The 19,346-nt window shown below is 69.1% G+C and carries 15 protein-coding genes; 11 read left to right on the forward strand and 4 right to left on the reverse strand.

Going from position 1 to position 19,346, the window contains the following annotated elements:
* From N415_RS03130 to proB, 11 genes are all read left to right on the forward strand, one after another.
* The coding region (locus N415_RS03130; RefSeq protein WP_193376395.1) for a transglycosylase family protein at positions 1 to 276 on the forward strand (276 nt) is incomplete at its 5' end.
* Between the two features lie 92 nt (positions 277 to 368).
* Positions 369 to 1,628, forward strand: a complete 1,260-nt coding sequence (locus N415_RS03135) for a trans-acting enoyl reductase family protein (protein ID WP_068177141.1) — start codon at positions 369 to 371, stop codon at positions 1,626 to 1,628.
* A 110-nt stretch (positions 1,629 to 1,738) separates the two neighbouring features.
* On the forward strand, positions 1,739 to 4,390 hold the full coding sequence (locus N415_RS03140) for a valine--tRNA ligase (RefSeq protein ID WP_068177143.1): 2,652 nt from the start codon (positions 1,739 to 1,741) through the stop codon (positions 4,388 to 4,390).
* Entirely contained in the window at positions 4,387 to 5,823 is a 1,437-nt protein-coding gene (locus tag N415_RS03145) for a folylpolyglutamate synthase/dihydrofolate synthase family protein (RefSeq protein ID WP_068177145.1), read from the forward strand. The genes N415_RS03140 and N415_RS03145 overlap by 4 nt, the downstream gene beginning before the upstream one ends.
* Entirely contained in the window at positions 5,820 to 6,176 is a 357-nt protein-coding gene (locus N415_RS03150) for a DUF4233 domain-containing protein (RefSeq protein WP_068104057.1), read from the forward strand. The genes N415_RS03145 and N415_RS03150 overlap by 4 nt, the downstream gene beginning before the upstream one ends.
* A gap of 29 nt (positions 6,177 to 6,205) precedes the next feature.
* Positions 6,206 to 6,616, forward strand: a complete 411-nt coding sequence (ndk, locus tag N415_RS03155; protein WP_068129860.1) for a nucleoside-diphosphate kinase — start codon at positions 6,206 to 6,208, stop codon at positions 6,614 to 6,616.
* A 340-nt stretch (positions 6,617 to 6,956) separates the two neighbouring features.
* Positions 6,957 to 9,689 (forward strand): Rne/Rng family ribonuclease, encoded by a 2,733-nt coding sequence (locus tag N415_RS03160; protein WP_068177147.1) that lies wholly within the window; start codon positions 6,957 to 6,959, stop codon positions 9,687 to 9,689.
* Positions 9,690 to 9,893: 204 nt separating this feature from the next.
* Positions 9,894 to 10,205, forward strand: coding sequence for a 50S ribosomal protein L21 (gene rplU, locus N415_RS03165; protein WP_067158787.1), 312 nt, complete (start codon positions 9,894 to 9,896; stop codon positions 10,203 to 10,205).
* A gap of 10 nt (positions 10,206 to 10,215) precedes the next feature.
* Entirely contained in the window at positions 10,216 to 10,482 is a 267-nt protein-coding gene (gene rpmA / locus N415_RS03170; RefSeq protein WP_068104066.1) for a 50S ribosomal protein L27, read from the forward strand.
* A gap of 88 nt (positions 10,483 to 10,570) precedes the next feature.
* Complete coding sequence (gene obgE / locus N415_RS03175) at positions 10,571 to 12,013, forward strand: GTPase ObgE (protein ID WP_068177149.1); 1,443 nt, start codon at positions 10,571 to 10,573, stop codon at positions 12,011 to 12,013.
* Complete coding sequence (gene proB / locus N415_RS03180; protein ID WP_068177152.1) at positions 12,010 to 13,113, forward strand: glutamate 5-kinase; 1,104 nt, start codon at positions 12,010 to 12,012, stop codon at positions 13,111 to 13,113. Before obgE ends, proB begins: the two co-directional genes overlap by 4 nt.
* Before the next feature lie 4 nt (positions 13,114 to 13,117).
* Here the strand turns inward: proB and N415_RS03185 are convergent, their stop codons facing one another.
* The 4 genes from N415_RS03185 to N415_RS03200 form a co-directional block, all read right to left on the reverse strand.
* On the reverse strand, positions 13,118 to 13,537 hold the full coding sequence (locus N415_RS03185) for a DUF5313 domain-containing protein (RefSeq protein ID WP_068177153.1): 420 nt from the start codon (positions 13,535 to 13,537) through the stop codon (positions 13,118 to 13,120).
* A 17-nt stretch (positions 13,538 to 13,554) separates the two neighbouring features.
* Positions 13,555 to 14,040, reverse strand: coding sequence for a MarR family transcriptional regulator (locus tag N415_RS03190; protein ID WP_068177156.1), 486 nt, complete (start codon positions 14,038 to 14,040; stop codon positions 13,555 to 13,557).
* Between the two features lie 104 nt (positions 14,041 to 14,144).
* Complete coding sequence (locus N415_RS03195; protein WP_068177158.1) at positions 14,145 to 15,788, reverse strand: PPE family protein; 1,644 nt, start codon at positions 15,786 to 15,788, stop codon at positions 14,145 to 14,147.
* A 198-nt stretch (positions 15,789 to 15,986) separates the two neighbouring features.
* Complete coding sequence (locus N415_RS03200; protein WP_239645432.1) at positions 15,987 to 18,614, reverse strand: LuxR family transcriptional regulator; 2,628 nt, start codon at positions 18,612 to 18,614, stop codon at positions 15,987 to 15,989.
* Between the last annotated feature and the right edge of the window lie 732 nt (positions 18,615 to 19,346).

The following is a 19,346-nucleotide window of genomic DNA, read 5'->3' on the forward strand; positions in this document are numbered from 1 at the left end:
CCGCCGGCGCCGGACGCGCCGCCCCCTCCGCCGGTTCACAAGGCGTACAGCGTGAACTGGGACGCCATCGCGCAGTGCGAGTCGGGTGGCAACTGGGGCATCAGCACCGGTAACGGCTTCTCCGGCGGTCTGCAGTTCACCTCGAGCACCTGGCACGCCAACGGTGGCTCGGGCTCTCCGGCCAGCGCGAGCCGTGAGGAGCAGATCCGGGTGGCCGAGAACGTGCTGCACTCGCAGGGCATCGGCGCCTGGCCGGTCTGCGGTCGCCGCGGCTGACCTGCGCTGTCAATAGAGGTACAAGTAGTGCCGGGCCATCGGGCCCGGCACTACTTGTTTAGGGCTTTGTTTGCGGGCGTAGCGTCGGGTCGGTGACCGCAACGCCGCGCGAATTCGACGTCGTCGTGTACGGGGCGACCGGGTTTGTCGGGAAGCTGACCGCCGAGTACCTGTCCCGCGCCGGAGCCGGCACCCGGATCGCGCTGGCGGGCCGGTCACCGGACCGGCTGCGCGCCGTCCGCGACACCCTGGGCGACGCGGCGCGGGACTGGCCCGTCCTGACCGCCGACGCCGCGTCCCCGTCGACGCTGGACGAGATGGCGGCCCGAACCCGGGTTGTCGTGACCACGGTGGGCCCGTATGCCCGGTACGGGCTGCCGCTGGTGGCCGCCTGTGCGGCGGCGGGCACCGATTACGCCGACCTGACCGGTGAGGCGTTGTTCGTCCGCGAAAGCATCGATCTACACCACAAGCAGGCCGCCGACACCGGTGCCCGCATCGTGCACGCCTGCGGATTCGACTCGATCCCGTCGGATTTGAGCGTGTACGCGCTGTACCGCGCGGCGCAGCGGGACGGCGCCGGGGAGCTTGGCGACACCCACTTCGTGGTGCGTTCCCTGCGCGGCGGATTTTCCGGCGGCACCTACGCCACATTGCTCGAGGTGCTGCAGACGTCCTCGAGCGATCCCGACGCGCGCCGCCAGCTCGCCGACCCCTACACGTTGAGCACCGACCGCGCCGCCGAACCCGAACTCGGCCGCCAGCCCGACCTGCCGTGGCGCCGCGGCGACCGCCTGGCGCCGGAACTGGCCGGGGTGTGGACCGCCGGATTCCTGATGGCGCCCTACAACACCCGGATCGTTCGGCGCAGCAACGCCCTGCTGGACTGGGCATACGGCCGGGGATTCCGCTACGACGAGAACATGAGCGTCGGGTCGTCGGCCCTCGCACCGGTGGCGTCGGCGGTCCTCGGCGGCGTCGGTAACGCGATGTTCGAGCTGAGCAGCCGTTACTTCCGGCTGCTGCCGCGCCGCCTGGTGGACCGGGTCGTTCCCAAACCGGGGACCGGTCCCAGCGCGAAGACGCGCGAGCGTGGCTACTACCGGACCGAGACCTACACCACCACGACCGCGGGCGCCCGTTACGTGGCGCGCATGGAGCAGCGCGGAGACCCGGGCTACAAGGCCACCTCGGTGCTGCTGGGGGAGTGCGGCCTGGCCCTCGCGCTGGATCGCGACAAGCTCTCCGATCTGCTCGGCGTGCTGACGCCCGCGGCCGCGATGGGCGACGCACTGCTGGCGCGATTTCCAGCCGCCGGTGTGTCGCTGCGGGTCGACCGGCTGGCCGGGTGACCCCCGGGGCTCCGACCGCTCGACTCGCGACAGGGCGACCACGTCCATGGGCGCAGCTGCGGATTCGACCGCTGAAGCGCGGGCAATTCGAGTCTCCCTAGAATTGACCGGTGACCGCCACCCCCCACCCCGCCGCCGACCAGCTCCCCAAGTCGTGGGATCCGGCCGCGATGGAGGACGCGATCTACCAGAAGTGGCTGGACGCGGGCTACTTCAAGGCCGACGCGAGCAGCTCCAAGCCCGCCTACTCGATCGTGCTGCCGCCGCCCAACGTCACCGGCAGCCTGCACATGGGCCACGCGCTGGAGCACACCATGATGGACGCGCTGACCCGGCGAAAGCGCATGCAGGGCTATGAGGTGCTGTGGCAGCCGGGCATGGACCACGCGGGCATCGCGACCCAGAGCGTGGTGGAAAAGCAGCTGGCGGTCGACGGCAAGACCAAGGAGGACTTCGGCCGGGAGCTGTTCGTCGACAAGGTGTGGGACTGGAAGCGGGAGTCCGGCGGTGCCATCGGCGGCCAGATGCGCCGGCTCGGCGACGGCGTGGACTGGAGCCGCGACCGCTTCACCATGGACGAGGGCCTCTCGCGCGCGGTGCGCACCATCTTCAAGCGGCTCTACGACGCGGGTCTGATCTATCGGGCCGAGCGGCTGGTGAACTGGTCACCAGTCCTCGAGACGGCGATCTCGGACCTCGAGGTGAACTACCTCGACGTCGAGGGCGAGTTGGTGTCGTTCCGGTACGGCTCGCTGGACGACGCCGAGCCGCACATCGTGGTCGCCACCACCCGGGTGGAGACGATGCTCGGCGACACCGCGATCGCGGTGCATCCCGACGACGAGCGGTACCGCCACCTGGTCGGAACCAGCCTGCCGCACCCCTTCGTAGACCGTCCGCTCCTCATCGTGGCGGACGAGCACGTCGACCCCGAATTCGGCACGGGCGCGGTCAAAGTGACGCCCGCGCACGACCCCAACGACTTCGAGATCGGGCTCCGGCACGAGCTGCCGATGATCTCGATCATGGACACCAAGGGCCGGATCGCCGACACCGGAACGCAATTCGACGGAATGGATCGTTTCGTGGCGCGGGTCGCCGTGCGCGAAGCGCTGGCAGCGCAGGGCAGGATCGTCGAGGAGAAACGGCCCTACCTGCACAGCGTCGGGCATTCGGAGCGCAGCGGCGAGCCGATCGAACCGCGGCTGTCGCTGCAGTGGTGGGTCCGGGTGGAATCGCTGGCCAAGGCCGCCGGTGACGCGGTTCGCAACGGGGACACCGTGATTCACCCCGCCAGCCTGGAGCCGCGCTGGTTCGCCTGGGTCGACGACATGCACGACTGGTGCATCTCGCGGCAGCTGTGGTGGGGCCACCGCATCCCGATCTGGTACGGGCCCGACGGCGAGCAGGTCTGCGTCGGTCCCGACGAGGCGCCGCCGGAGGGCTGGGAGCAGGACCCCGACGTGCTGGATACCTGGTTCTCCTCCGCGCTGTGGCCGTTCTCCACGCTGGGTTGGCCGGCGGAGACCCCCGAGCTGGAAAAGTTCTACCCCACAAGCGTTTTGGTCACCGGCTACGACATCCTGTTCTTCTGGGTCGCGCGGATGATGATGTTCGGCACCTTCGTCGGCGGCGACGACGCCATCACGCTCGGCGGCCGCCGGGGCCCGCAGGTGCCGTTCACCGATATTTTCCTGCACGGGCTGATCCGCGACGAGTTCGGCCGCAAGATGAGCAAGTCCAAGGGCAACGTCATCGACCCACTGGACTGGATGGAGGCGTTCGGGGCCGACGCCCTGCGGTTCACGCTGGCCCGCGGCGCCAACCCCGGCGGCGACCTGTCCGTCAGCGAGGATGCCGTCCGCGCGTCGCGCAACTTCGGCACGAAGCTGTTCAACGCCACCCGCTACGCGCTGCTGAACGGGGCCGCGCTCGCGGAGCTACCGGCCCATGACGACCTGACCGACGCCGATCGGTGGATCCTCGGGCGTCTGGAAGAGGTTCGCGCAGAAGTGGATTCGGCCTTCGACGGCTACGAGTTCAGCCGCGCCTGCGAATCGCTGTATCACTTCGCGTGGGACGAATTCTGCGACTGGTATGTCGAACTGGCCAAGACGCAGCTCGCCGAGGGCCTCGCCCACACCACCGCCGTGCTGGCCGCGGTGCTCGACACGTTGCTGCGGTTACTGCATCCGGTCATCCCGTTCCTCACCGAGGCGCTCTGGCAGGCCCTCACCGACCAGGAGTCGCTGGTGATCGCCGAGTGGCCCAAGGCCTCGGGCATCGCCCTGGATCCCGTTGCCGCGCAACGGATCGCCGACATGCAGCGGCTCGTCACCGAGGTCCGCCGGTTCCGCAGCGACCAGGGGCTGGCCGATCGGCAGAAGGTGCCCGCCCGGCTGGCCGGCGTGGAAGCCTCCGACCTGAGCGGCCAGGTGGCGGCGGTGACGTCGCTGGCGTGGCTCACCGCGCCGGAGCCGAATTTTCAGCCGTCCGCGTCGGTGGAGGTGCGCCTGTCCGGCGGCACCGTCGTCGTCGAACTCGACACGTCGGGCACCATCGACGTCGCCGCCGAGCGCCGGCGCCTGGAAAAGGATCTGGCCGCGGCGCAAAAGGAGCTGGCGTCCACGGCCGCCAAACTGGGCAACGCCGACTTCCTGGCCAAGGCGCCCGACCAGGTCGTCGCCAAGATCCGCGACCGCCAGCGCGTCGCGCAGGAGGAAACCGACCGGATCAACGCCAGGCTGGCCGCGCTGCAATGACTTTGGAGCCGCCCGAGCGGGCCAACAGCGCGGCTCCCACACCGGATGAGATCGCGTCCCTGTTGCAGGTCGAGCACCTGCTGGACCAACGCTGGCCGGAGACCCGCATCGAGCCCAGCCTGACCCGGATCAGCGCCCTGATGGACCTGCTGGGGTCGCCGCAGCTCGGGTATCCGTCCATCCATGTCGCGGGCACCAACGGCAAGACCTCGGTGGCGCGCATGGTCGACGCCCTGGTGACCGCGCTGGGCCGGCGCACCGGCCGGACCACCAGCCCCCACCTGCAATCGGCGGTCGAGCGCACCGCCATCGACGGGCAGCCGATCAGCCCGGCCCAATACGTGGCGACCTACCGCGAGATCGAGCCGTTCGTGCAGATGGTCGACGCACAGTCACAAGCTGACGGTGGCCCGGCGATGAGCAAGTTCGAGGTCCTCACCGCGATGGCGTTCGCCGCGTTCGCCGACGCGCCCGTCGACGTGGCGGTGGTCGAGGTGGGCATGGGCGGCCGCTGGGACGCCACCAACGTGATCAACGCGCCGGTCGCGGTCATCACCCCCGTCGGCATCGACCACGTGGAATACCTCGGCGGCGACCTCGCCGGGATCGCCGGCGAGAAGGCCGGCATCATCCATCAGGCGCCCGAGGGCGCCCCGGACACCGTCGCCGTCATCGCGCGGCAGGCGCCGGAGGCCATGGAGGTGCTTCTGGCCCAGGCGGTGCGCGCCGACGCCGCGGTCGCCCGGGAGGACTCGGAGTTCGCGGTGTTGGGCCGCCAGGTCGCGATCGGCGGGCAGGTGCTGCAGCTGCAGGGCCTGGGCGGCGTCTACTCGGACGTCTACCTGCCGCTGCACGGCGAACACCAGGCCCACAACGCGGTGGTGGCGCTCGCGGCGGTCGAGGCCTTTTTCGGGGCGGGCGCGCAGCGACAGCTCGACGTCGAGGCGGTCCGGGCCGGTTTCGCCGCGGTCACCAGCCCCGGCCGGCTGGAACGCCTGCGCAGCGCGCCGACGGTGTTCATCGACGCCGCCCACAACCCGGCCGGGGCGACGGCGCTGGCGCAGACGCTGGCCGGCGAGTTCGACTTCCGGTTCCTGGTCGGCGTGCTGAGCATCATGGCCGACAAGGACGTGGACGGCATCCTCGCCGCGCTGGAGCCCGCGTTCGATTCGGTTGTCGTGACCCATAACGGCTCGCCGCGCGCGCTGGATGTCGAGTCGCTGGCGCTGGCCGCCCGTGAGCGGTTCGGGCCCGATCGCGTGGCGACGGCGGAAAACCTGCGCGACGCTGTCGAGGTCGCGACGGCCCTGGTCGACGAGGCGGCCACGGAAATCGGTGAGGCGGAATCGCTTTCGGGCACGGGGATCGTCGTCACCGGCTCGGTGGTCACCGCCGGAGCCGCGCGGACCCTGTTCGGTCGAGACCCGCAATGACAGACCAGAGACCCGACCCCTGGAAGAGCTTCGGCGGCGTGATGGCCGCGACGCTGGTCCTGGAGGCGATCGTGGTGCTGCTGGCGATTCCGGTGGTGGGCGCCGTCGGCGGCGGCCTGAACGCCGCGTCGCTGGTCTATCTGATCGGCCTGGCCGTCGTCTTGATCCTGCTGGCCGGGCTGCAGCGCAGGCCGTGGGCGATCTGGGTGAACCTGGCCGTGCAGGTGGTGCTGCTCGCCGGTTTCGCCATCTACCCGGGGGTGGGATTCATCGGCGTGCTGTTCACCGGGTTATGGGCGCTGATCGCGTACTTCCGGGCCGAGGTCCGGCGGCGTCAGTCGCCGCCAAGCTAGACGCGAATCGGTTCTGTACGCTGTCCGCCGTGACCGAACGGACCCTGGTACTGATCAAGCCGGACGCCGTCGAGCGGCATCTGATCGGCGAGATCATCGGCCGCATCGAGCGGAAAGGCCTCACCATCGCGGCGCTGGAGCTCCGGCACGTCAGCGAAGAGCTGGCCGGCCAGCACTACGCGGAACACGAGGGCAAGCCCTTCTTCGGATCGTTGCTGGAATTCATCACCTCGGGGCCGGTGGTGGCGGCGATCGTGGAGGGGCCGCGCGCGATCGCAGCGTTTCGGCAGGTCGCGGGCGGTACCGACCCGGTGGACAAGGCCACGCCCGGCACCATCCGGGGCGATTTCGGGCTGGAGACGCAGTTCAACCTGGTGCACGGGTCCGATTCGGAAGATTCCGCCAAGCGCGAGATCGCGCTCTGGTTTCCCGGAATTTAGCGCCGGGGCAATCCGGGCCACACCGGGGCCTCGGCGGCGTTTGCTGACGCGCGCGGATCGGGCGCGGGTGGGCACTGGAAGTGATGTGGGATACTGACAGCGGGTGAACGTCGCCGGACCGGCTTCGGACACCCGAATGAAGACTTAGACAAGCGCGACCATCGCGCCCCCGCGATGTTGCGCCGCATGTCAGGCCTACATTCAGTACGGCGCCGAGTGAGTTCTACCTGAGCCGCTCGGGGCGAGACCATCACAAGCCTGGGAGAAGCGACCCGGGCCTATAGCGAAGCCCTCGCGTGGCCGCGTCGAAACGACGCGCCCGGGGGCTAAAGGAGAATACGTGGTAGACAGTGCACCGCCCACAGACTCGTCACGAGAGCCGGCCCACAACGAGGACCTGCCCGACCGCCTGAGGGTCCACCAGCTGGCACGGGCGCTGGGAAGCACCAACAAAGAGGTGCTGGCGGCGCTCACCGCGATCGACGGGCGGGACCGCAACGTGCACTCCGGCGTGGACCGCGAGGACGCGATCAAGGTGCGCGAATTGCTCTTCGCCCAACCCCTGCCCAACATCCCGGGGTTCAGCAGCGCCGCCGCCGCACAACAACCCCTGCTGCTCGACGCCTCAAGTGCGGGAAGGGATTACATGCCGCTGTTCGTCGCGCCGCAGCCGGTCGAGATCGGCGGCGAGCGCGACACCGACGACGATTCGGCCGACTCCGACGATTCCGACAGCGACGACGACGAACAGGCCGACCGGCCCGCCAACCGGCGGCGGCGGCGCGGCCGCCGGGGCCGGGGCCGCGGCCGCGGCGAACAGGGCGGCGCCGACGGCCAAGACATAGACGAGGACGCCGACTCCGAGGACACCGACGAGGACGACTCCGACGCCGGCGACGACGAGAACGGATCCTCCGAGGCCGCCAGTCGGCGCCGCCGCCGGCGCCGACGGCGCAAGTCGGGGGCCGGCGACGACGGCGACGAGGGTCCGTCGCCGGACGATCCGCCCAACACCGTGGTGCACGAGCGCCCGCCGCGCAGCGGCAAGAACGGCGACGAGGGCGGCAGCTCAAACGCCGAGATCAAGGGCATCGACGGCTCCACCCGGCTGGAGGCCAAGCGGCAACGCCGCCGCGACGGGCGCGACGCCGGGCGGCGCCGCCCGCCGGTGCTGACCGAGGCCGAGTTCTTGGCGCGCCGCGAGGCCGTCGAGCGGATGATGGTCGTGCGCGACCGGGTCCGCACCGAGCCACCGCATCCGGGCGCGCGCTACACGCAGATCGCGGTGCTGGAAGACGGCATCGTCGTCGAGCACTTCGTGACCTCCGCCGCCTCCGCCTCGCTGGTGGGCAACATCTACCTCGGGATCGTGCAGAACGTGCTGCCCTCGATGGAGGCGGCCTTCGTCGACATCGGCCGCGGCCGCAACGGCGTGCTCTACGCCGGGGAGGTCAACTGGGAGGCCGCCGGACTGGGCGGGTCGGACCGCAAGATCGAACAGGCCCTCAAGCCCGGCGACTACGTCGTCGTGCAGGTCAGCAAGGACCCGGTCGGCCACAAGGGCGCCCGGCTGACCACGCAGGTCTCACTGGCCGGCCGCTACCTCGTTTACGTGCCTGGCGCGTCGTCGACCGGGATCAGCCGCAAGCTGCCCGACACCGAACGCCAGCGGCTCAAGGAGATCCTGCGCGAGGTGGTGCCGTCCGACGCCGGGGTGATCATCCGCACCGCGTCCGAGGGAGTCAAAGAGGAGGACATCCGCAAGGACGTCACCCGCCTGCAGGAACGCTGGGAGCAGATCGAGGCCAAGGCCGCCGAAACCAAACAAAAGGCCGCCGGCGCCGCGGTGTCGCTCTACGAAGAGCCCGACGTGTTGGTCAAGGTCATCCGCGACCTGTTCAACGAGGACTTCGCCGGCCTGATCGTCTCCGGCGACGAGGCCTGGAACACGATCAACGAGTACGTGAACGCCGTTGCGCCAGAACTGGTTTCGAAACTCACCAAGTACGAGCCCGCCACCGGACCCGACGACTCGACCGGGCCCGACGTGTTCGCGGTGCACCGCATCGACGAACAGCTCGCCAAGGCGATGGACCGCAAGGTGTGGCTGCCGTCGGGCGGCACGCTGGTGATCGATCGCACCGAGGCGATGACGGTGATCGATGTCAACACCGGCAAGTTCACCGGATCCGGGGGCAACCTCGAGCAGACCGTCACCAAGAACAACCTGGAAGCGGCCGAGGAGATCGTGCGCCAACTGCGGCTGCGCGACATCGGCGGCATCGTGGTCATCGACTTCATCGACATGGTGCTGGAGTCCAACCGCGACCTGGTGTTGCGCCGGCTGACCGAGTCGCTGGCCCGTGACCGCACCCGCCATCAGGTCTCCGAGGTGACATCGCTGGGCCTGGTCCAACTGACCCGCAAGCGGCTGGGCACCGGGCTGATCGAGGCGTTCTCGTCGACGTGCCCGAACTGCGGCGGCCGCGGCCTGCTGCTGCACAGCGATCCGGTGGATTCGGCCCCGTCCAACGGCCGGAAATCCGAATCCGGTGGCCGCCGGGGCAGGCGGTCGAAGAAGAAGGGCGCCGAGGAGCCCACCGTGGCCAAGGTGCTGCCGGCCCACACGCCCGGGGAACACCCGATGTTCAAGGCGATGGCGGCCGGCACGTCCGGGACGTCGGAGGCGGTGTCCCAGGATGGCGGGGAGCCCGAGGAGACGGCCGAGGAAGTCATCGCCCAGGTCGACGGCGAGGCCGAAGTGCCGCCCGACGCGGCCGTGGCGGACGCCGACCGGGACGACTTCGAGGACAACGGCCAGGACTTTGGCGAGAGCGACAGCGATGAGGATGAGGACGAAGACGACCTCGACGACGACGATGACGACCTCGATGACGAGGACCTCGACGTGGACGACGATGACGACGAGGACGACGAGGACGATGACGAGGACGACGACGACCTCGACGACGAGGACACCAGCGCGGCCGGTGACGCGGGAGCGGGCTTCGGCCGCCCGCGCCGCCGCCGCGCGGCGGGCAGGCCGGCCGGCCCGCCGATCCACGTCGACTGACCTGCGTCACCCGAGCGGTCAGGCGAGCCGGTTTGACCCTGTAGCCGCTGGTCACGTACCCTTGGACAGTTGTCGTCAGGGCAGGTCAACCAGACTATGGCCGGCGACGGGCGGGACTCCCGGGTGACCGGCGCGGACCCGCACCCCAGACCCACCACGAACGAGCCGGTGGCACGCGCGCGAAGGAAAGAGGCAGGAGCAACGATGGCGACGTACGCAATCGTCAAGACCGGCGGCAAGCAGTACAAAGTCGCCGTCGGAGACGTCGTCAAGGTCGAGAAGCTGGACTCCGAGCCGGGCGCCAACGTGACGCTGCCGGTCGCCTTGGTCGTCGACGGCGCCAAGGTCACCAGCGACGCCGCGGCGCTGGCCAAGGTCGCGGTGACCGGCGAGGTGCTCGAGCACACCAAGGGCCCCAAGATCCGCATCCACAAGTTCAAGAACAAGACCGGCTACCACAAGCGTCAGGGTCACCGTCAGCAGCTGACGGTCCTGAAGGTCACCGGGATCAAGTAGCGAGGACCACATGGCACACAAGAAGGGCGCTTCCAGCTCGCGCAACGGCCGCGACTCCGCCGCGCAGCGGCTGGGCGTGAAGCGGTTCGGCGGCCAGGTCGTGAAGGCCGGCGAGATCATCGTCCGCCAGCGCGGCACCAAGTTCCACCCCGGCGTCAACGTCGGGCGGGGCGGCGACGACACCCTGTTCGCCAAGGAATCCGGTGCGGTCGAGTTCGGGACCAAGCGCGGCCGCAAGACCGTCAGCATCGTCGCGGCCGGGCAAACCACCGACTAGGCGTTTTTGCCCGGGCCCGGCCCGGGCGCTGCGTCCGGCCGCGGGCACCGGCCCGCATCGGCGCCCGCGGTAGTTGAGAGGACCCTCGATGCCCCGGTTTGTCGATCGCGTCGTCATCCACGCGCGCGCGGGTTCGGGCGGCAACGGCTGCGCGTCGGTCCACCGCGAGAAATTCAAGCCGCTCGGCGGCCCCGACGGCGGTAACGGCGGCCGCGGCGGCAGCATCGTGTTGGTCGTCGACCCCCAGGTGCACACCCTGCTGGACTTCCACTTTCACCCGCACGTCACCGCGCCCTCGGGCAAGCAGGGGATGGGCAACAACCGCGACGGCGCCGCCGGCGCGGACCTGGAGGTCAAAGTCCCCGACGGCACCGTCGTCCTGGACGAACGCGGCCGCCTGCTCGCCGACCTGGTGGGGGCCGGCACCCGCTTCGAGGCGGCCGCCGGTGGCCGCGGCGGCCTCGGCAACGCCGCGCTCGCGTCGCGCGCCCGCAAGGCCCCGGGCTTCGCGCTGCTCGGCGAGCCGGGCCAGGCCCGCGACCTGACGCTGGAGCTCAAGACCGTCGCCGACGTCGGCCTGATCGGGTTTCCCTCGGCCGGGAAATCCTCGCTGGTGTCCGCGATTTCGGCGGCCAAGCCGAAGATCGCGGACTACCCGTTCACCACGCTGGTGCCCAACCTCGGCGTCGTGTCGGCGGGTGAGCACACCTTCACGGTCGCCGACGTGCCGGGGCTGATCCCGGGGGCGTCTGAGGGGCGTGGCCTGGGCCTGGAATTCCTGCGCCACATCGAGCGATGCGCCGTGCTGGTGCATGTCGTCGACTGCGCCACCGCGGACCCCGGCCGCGACCCGATCTCCGACATCGACGCGCTCGAAGCAGAACTCGCCGCGTACACCCCGACCCTGCAGGGGGACGCGGTGCTGGGCGACCTGGCCGAACGGCCGCGGGCGGTGGTGCTCAACAAGATCGACGTGCCCGAGGCCCGTGAGCTTGCCGAATTCGTCCGCGACGAGATCGCCGCGCGCGGCTGGCCGGTGTTCCTGGTGTCCACGATCACCCGTGATGGGCTGCAGCCCTTGGTCTTCGGGCTCTGGCAGATGATTTCGGAGTACAACGCCGCGCGGCCCCAGATCGTGCCGCGCCGCCCGGTGATCCGACCGCTGCCCGTCGACGACAGCGGTTTCACCGTCGAGCCGGACGGGGAGGGCGGGTTCGTCGTCACCGGCGCACGGCCCGAGCGGTGGGTCGGCCAGACCAACTTCGACAACGACGAAGCGGTGGGTTACCTCGCGGATCGCCTGGCGCGCCTCGGTGTCGAGGAGGAACTGCTGAAGCTCGGCGCGAAACCGGGCTGCGCCGTGACCATCGGCGAAATGACGTTCGACTGGGAGCCGCAAACGCCTGCGGGAGAACACGTTGCGCTGTCCGGCCGCGGCACCGACGCGCGGCTGGATCGCAGCGAACGAATCGGGGCCGCCGAGCGCAAGGAAGCCCGTCGTCAGCGCCGCCAACACGGTGACGACGAATGAGCGCCCACCGCGAAACCATCCGAACCGCGCGCAGTCTGGTCGTCAAGGTCGGCACCAACGCGCTGACCACACCGTCCGGGGTGTTCGACGCCGGCCGGTTGGCCGGACTGGCCGACGCCATCGAGGCGCGGATGAAGGCCGGCACCGACGTCGTCATCGTGTCGTCCGGTGCCATCGCCGCGGGTATCGAACCACTCGGATTATCCCGTCGCCCAAAGGATTTGGCGACCAAGCAGGCCGCCGCCAGCGTCGGCCAGGTGGCGTTGGTCAACTCCTGGAGCGCGGCGTTCGCCCGCTACGGCCGCACGGTCGGGCAGGTGCTGCTGACTGCGCACGACATTTCGGTGCGGGCCTCACACACCAACGCCCAGCGCACCCTGGACCGGCTGCGCGCACTGCACGCGGTGGCAATCGTGAACGAAAACGACACGGTGGCCACCAACGAGATCCGGTTCGGCGACAACGACCGGCTCTCGGCGCTGGTGGCCCACCTGGTGGGCGCCGAGGCGCTGGTGCTGCTCTCCGACATCGACGGCCTCTACGACTCCGATCCGCGAAAAACCAAGGGCGCCAGGTTTATCCCCGAAGTGTCCGGCGCCGTGGACCTGGACGGCGTGGTCGCCGGCCCGGGCAGCGACCTGGGCACCGGCGGCATGGCGTCGAAGATGTCGTCGGCGCTGCTGGCCGCCGACGCCGGCGTCCCGGTGCTGCTGGCCGCGGCGACCGACGCCGCGACCGCGCTCAGCGACGCCTCGAGCGGAACGGTGTTCGCGCCGCGCCCGGTCCGGATGTCGGCCCGCCGGTTCTGGGTGCGTTACGCCGCCGAGGCCGCCGGTTCGCTGATGCTGGACGACGGCGCGGTGCGCGCGGTGGTGCGGCAACGCCGCTCCCTGCTGGCTGCCGGCATCACCACCATCTCCGGCCGGTTCTATGCCGGGGACGTCGTCGAACTGCGCGGGCCGGACGCGACCATGGTGGCCCGGGGCGTGGTCGCCTACGACGCGACCGAGCTGGCCACCATGATGGGCCGATCGACCACCGATCTGCCCGGGGAGCTGCGCCGGCCGGCGGTGCACGCCGACGACCTCGTCGCGGTGTAGTCGGCTAATTGAACGGGTTGCTGTTGTCCTGCCACCTGGCCGACTCGGGACGCGGCCCGTAACGCCGGGCGTAGTCCTCGTGCATCTTCGACTCTTTCTCGCGCTTGATCACGTCGACCAAGTTTGGGTCGAGGCCATGCTGCGCCAGCCGGTGCCGGCGCCAAACCTTGTTCAGCGCAAGCGATATCAGCAGCGCCCAGATGTAGAGCGGCACCGTCATCTCCGTGTGCACGTACAGCGAAGCGGGCAGCAGCCAGAACGGTGCGAGCACGAACAGCGGCGGGATGGCCCACCGGATCATGTGCCGGCGCACGGCTCCCCAGCCCGCCAGGTCGTTCGCGACCCAGGTGCGCATCGAATCCGGTAGGCGTCGACCGTACGAATAGCCGATGTACTGCCAAAGGTTGGGCTTGGTGGTGGTCATGGTTGCTCCTGCGTTGTTTAGGTCTGTAGTGCGCCGGCCGCCAAGGCGGCCGAGTTGATGCGCGTCAGCACCTGATGCAGATGCCGAAGTTCGTCCATTCCGACGCCCAGCCGCGCGACGACGGCGGGCGGGATCTTGCATGCTCGCCGGCGCAAGGCGGTACCGCTGTCGGTGAGTTTGACGTCGGTGGTGCGCTCATCGACGGCGTTTCGGGTGCGGGTGATCAGGCCGAGCGCCTCCAGGCGCTTGAGCATCGGCGACAGCGTCGCCGAATCCAACTGCAACGTGGCGGCAATCTCCTTGACCGACAGCGGTTTCTGTTGACCGGCCTTCTGGCGATCCCAGAGCGTCAGCATCACCAGATACTGCGGATGCGTCAGCCCCAACGGCTCCAACAGCGGCCGGTAGACCGCTAGGACGGCGCGGTTGGTGATGCTCAGCGCGAAACAGACCTGCTGCTCGAGGGCGAGGGGGTCGATCTCCGGAGCGGTCGGCGCGGCCATATTCACATCGTACGCTAATAGTTAGGACGCTAACTATGTTGTTCTGGTCACAGAACTGCCCAGCAGACGCGCAGGCTACTGGCGGGATTGCTATGCGGTCGTCCCTAACCCGCCAGCAGTCGAGCGAGGCTGAAGAGACCTCCGAACTGGGTGCCCGTATTGAAGAATCCGGATAGTGAGCCGCTGAAGGTCGGGTTGAGAGTGGGGACCCCGGTGTTGCCGATTCCCGACATCGCGCCCCCGTTGATGACGGTGTTGAAGAAGCCCGAGGCGAACCCGAGGGTGGCCGTGTTGTCGAAGCCCGAGACATTTGTGCCGGAGTTGTTGAAGCCAGACTGGCTGGCCCCGGTGTCGGTGGTGAAGCCGAAACCGGTGTTGGCCAGACCGGAATTCCACGCGCCCGTGTTGACGCCGCCCGAATTCCCCCAGCCTGTGTTCGTGGCACCCGAATTCCACCACCCGGTATCAAAACCGCCGCCGTTCCCGAAGCCGGTGTCAAGTCCGCCCGAGTTCCCGAAGCCCGTGTTGACGTTGCTCGAGTTCCCGAAGCCGAAGTTCCAGTCGCCTGCGTTTCCGAAGCCGATGTTGCCGGCGCCCGCGTTCCCGAAGCCAAAGCTGTTGAGGTGACCGGGCAAATGGGTGTTGGTGCCCGTGGAGAGGAAGCCGACGTTGCCGTTGCCGGAGTTGAAGAAGCCGATGTTGCCGGACCCGGAGTTCCCGATGCCGATGTTTCCGGCACCCGAGTTCAGCCCGCCGAAGCTGAACTGGTTGGTCGCGGTGTTGAAATAGGTGTTCCCGATGCCGATTTCGTTGCTGCCGGTGAGCCCGAAGCCGATGTTGTTGTTGCCGCTGTTCCCGCCGCCGATGTTGTTGTTGCCGGCGTTGCCGCCCCCGATGTTGTTGTTCCCGGCGTTGCCAAGGCCCCGGTTGCCGTCCCCGGCGTTGCCGAAGCCCCAGTTGTTGCTGCCGGCGTTGCCGAAGCCGACATTGTGGCCGGCGTCGGTGCCCAGGGCCGGGTTGGAGCTGTTGCCGGAACCGATGTTTCCGTCGCCGTGGTTTCCGAAGCCGATATTCCCGTTGGCCGGGACACCGGCAAAGCCGTTGCCGCCGCCGAGGTTGTTGTTGCCCGTGTTTCCACTGCCGAGGTTGCCGATGCCGGTGTTGCCGGGGCCCACGTTGGCGTTGCCCTTGTTGCCGATGCCCAGGTTCGGCAGGTTGGCGAGAATGTCCTGCAGCGTCTGCGCGGGCACCAACTGCGCGGCCGCGGCCGAAACGCCGCCGTGATAGCCGACCATCGCCGCCACGTCTTGGGCCCACATCGCCTCGTAGTCGCCCTCCAGTTCAGCGATCGCCGGCGCGTTGAGCCCAAACCAGTTCGACATCACCATCTGCACAAGGGAATTGCGGTTGAGCTCAACCATGAGCGGCTGCACCGTCGCGGCCCGGGCCGCCTCGAACGCGCTAACCACCGCCCGGGCTTGCCCGGCCGCACCGGAAGCCTGCGCCGCCGCGGCGCTCAACCATCCGCTATAGGGTGCCGCCGCGGCCGCCATCGCCGCAGACGCCGGGCCCTGCCAGGCCTGGCCGGCGAGCCCCGAGGTAACGGCGGAAAATGACGACCCCGCCGATCCCAACTCCGAAGCCAGGCCGTCCCAGGCCGCCGCCGCCTCAAGCATCGGCGCGGAACCGGCACCACTGAACATCAGCAGAGAATTGATTTCCGGCGGCAACACCGCAAAATTCGCCATCCTGGTCTCCTACGTTTCCGCCGACCGCCGGTGAGGTGACCCGTCGTCGATCCGGAATCGAGTAACCCTCCCCAAATGCGACGGCCGCCGCGGGGTTGACAATGTCTTCGTTCCCCCATGCTGGTTGTGCGCCATCGGATCGACGCCCGCGTTCGCAGTATGGACGGGCGATGCGCCGCGGCGCATGGGCAAATTTGCCTATTTTGATCGACGACCGCCCGCTGCGGTCTCTACCTTGTAGACGGCGGCTGCTTGCGTCCGATTGTTGACGCCGAGTTTGGTCAGGATGGCTTCCACGTGGTGGGCGGCGGTTCTAGGACTGATGCACAGCTTGGTCGCGATGTTGGCGTCGCTATGGCCGGCGACGAGCAGTGCCAGCACATCACGTTGGCGCCGGGTCAGCTGGTAGGGATCGGCCAGGGTGTCGGCGCGCCGCCCGCTGTGAGTGCGCCCACGCAGCTGGGCCAACCGTTGTTGGGCGCGCCGCGTGGCGGCGCGGGCACCGAGCCCGCGGAAGGTGGTCAGCGCGATCTCCACGGCTTCGATGTCGCCGCTCAGTTGGGCGATGGCAGCGTCGTAGGGACTACCCAGCCGGGTCCACTCCGCGGCGGCGGCCAGCCAATCGCCACTGACTTCAAAACGGAACGGTGTGACGCTGTCGACCGCCCCGGGCAAGTCTGGCGTGCCGCCGGTTAGGTGGGCCCAGCGGCGCAGCGAGCCCGCCAGCCATGGATCGGCCATCACACCGGTGGCGCACACCAGCCCCTTGTGCGCCTCGGCGCGCGCGGTGTCGTCATCGCCGGCCAGCCACGCCGCCTCGGCGCGCGCGGCCCACACCGGCCCAAGACGGAAGAAGTCATCAGGCTCCGTACAGCCGAGCGCCTCGTCGAGCAGCGGCCCGACGGGTCGCTGCCCGCGGCGCGCCATGATCAACGCAGCAGTGATGACCGCCAGAATTCGATGCACCGGGACGAGCCCGGGCCGGGTCAGCACGTGCTCGGCGAGCGCTGCAGCACGGTCCCAGTCGCCGCGGTGCAGCTGCACAAGCCCGTCGGCGGCGACGGCCAGGAGCTGGAACATGCCCAAGTCGTGGTCGGCGCAGAACGTAACCGTGTCGGCGATGTAGCCCTCGGCGCGGCCCAGCTGGTAGTGCAGGGCCGCGAAAACGGACAGGGACGCTCCGATCATCCCAGCGTGCTCGGCAAGTCCTGGCATTGCGATCGCGTCGCGCCATACTGCCTCCAACTCGTCCCACCCAGTGTCGCTGCGACACACGGTGGCCACCGCCGCCGCCCCGCGGGCCCTGATCACGACCGCGCGCTCGCCCAGCTCGCTACCGAGCGCTACGGCTCGGGCCGCATAGTCTGCGCACGCCGGGTCGTAGGTGTGCGCGGCCAACACCGCCGCATTGACCAGCGCCCAGGCCAGTTCTTCAGACGGGCCGAGCCCTTCGAGCAGCCGCAGCGCCGCCCGCCCAGCCTCGGCGGCCTCAGTCACGTGGCCCAGCGGCCACAGCATGAGTGACAGCCAGCGCAGGTCGTCGCCCTCTTCGAGCCGGTCGCCCATCTCACGGCGTAGCCTGATCGCCGCTCGCCAGGACACCGCCGCCTCCTCGACCGACCCGCTGAGGTAGCTGGCGAATGCGTGGCCTTCCAGCCACTCGACCGTCTGCTCGCGTGATGCGGTTTCGGCATGGCGCAGCACCAGCGCGTACAAATCGGCGGCCTGTCGATTGGCGCCGAGCGCTGAGGCCCGCTCGGCGCCTGCCACGCCATGCCGCACAACTTCCTCGTCATCGCCGGCCTGATCGGCATGAAACGCCAACGCCCCCAACGCCTCCGGCGTAATCGGATCTTCGGCCAGCACAGCCAACGCGCGGGCATGCAACAGGCGGCGCTGGTGGTCGGGGATGTGGTTCAACGTGGCGCGGCGGGCCAACTCATGCCGAAACCCCACCGCTGCGCCGTCAAAGACAAGAACTCCCGCGGCCAAGCATTCGTCCAGCGCCGCGCCCGGACACACCATGGTAACCACATCCGCATCGATCCACGGACCGCACACCGCGACGGCGTACGCGGTGTCGCGCGCGGCCGGCGTCAACCGCCCCAACCGGCCCCACACCGCCTCGGACACACTGCGCGGCAACGCATTCCCGTCCAAAGCATCGCGGCCGGCAGCCAAGACTTCGGTGACAAAAAATGCATTCCCACCAGTGAGCTGGTGCAGCAGCTCGGCGTTCACACCGCTGCCGGCGGCCAGCACCTCAACGGCGCGTCGGCTCAGCGGCCGCACCTCGACGCGGGTGACCGCGACACACGTCGCCACATCGCCCAGCGCCACCGCCAACGGGTGGGCGGGCCCGACCTCGTCGTCGCGATACGACACGATCAGCAGCACCGGCAGGCTACCGATACGACGGGCCAAGAACCGCAGCAGATCCAGCGTGGCTCCGTCGGCCCAATGCAAATCCTCGATCACACACACCCAGGGTGGACCCACCCCAAGCAGCCGCAACAGGGCCGCGTAAATCGCCTCGGGCTCACCGCGATTGATCACCGCTACCAACTCGGCCGCCTGGTCGGCCGGCAGCTGGGCCGCCATGTCGATCAGCGGCCCCAACGGCCGCGGCACCGACAGCGGATCACACCCGCCCCGCAACACCTGCACCTTCCGGCCCCACTGTTCGACAAACCGGTCGACGACCGCGGTCTTGCCCACCCCGGCCGGCCCCCGCAACAACACCACCTGACCGGCGCCGCCGGCCACGCGCCGACCCAACCCAGCCAACTCGGCCAGCACCACGTCACGCTCGAGCAGCGTCCTCACCGGGCTGTTAGCCTTCCGCCTCTTGAGACTGTTCGGTTGAGTCGAGGCCGCGGCGGGCGGCCGTCGACCAAAATAGGCAAATTTGCCCATGCGCCGCGGCCAGCCGCCCGCCCACACTACGAACTGAGCGTGCGCGGGCAACTGCTGCGACACCAGCAAAATCCCACATCGGTCCAGATGCGGCTAAAAGTCTATCGCCGCGGCGGCCCGTGCACGCCCCTGTTCACCGGAATAACGCACACCAGATACCCGCCGCGACCCATCTGTCGAATCGCACGAGGAAGCGTGATGGAACTAGATGTGAGAACCGAAAGGCGCCGCCATGAACACCTTTCGCACCCTGAGCCGAATCATCACCGGGACGCTGCTGTCGGGCGGTGTCGCGGTGGCCGGGATAGCTCTGGCCGCGGGCGCCGCCGAGGCCTACCCACCCGGTTGCACACAACCCAGCTGTTGGTGTCCAGGGCAGCCCCTACCCGGACATGTTGTGGGGGATTGGGATATGACTGCGTGCCACGACTGGCACAATCCCCGGCTAATGGACCCGAGTTTGCCGATCGGCGAGGTGGCACAGGGTCCTATGGAGTGCAATTACGGGCCTGGCTGGCCCCCGAAACCTCCGTGCAAGGCTTAACGGCTTGACCGGTCCTCGGCTCATCCATCCGAGCGCCGAGCCCACACCATCTTCAGGACAGTGGAAATGGGCTCGACCCCGAATTCGCCGTGGGTGGC

Origin of the sequence: Mycobacterium sp. UM_CSW (assembly GCF_000455205.1) — a bacterium.
In the GTDB taxonomy this organism is placed as follows: Bacteria; Actinomycetota; Actinomycetes; order Mycobacteriales; family Mycobacteriaceae; genus Mycobacterium.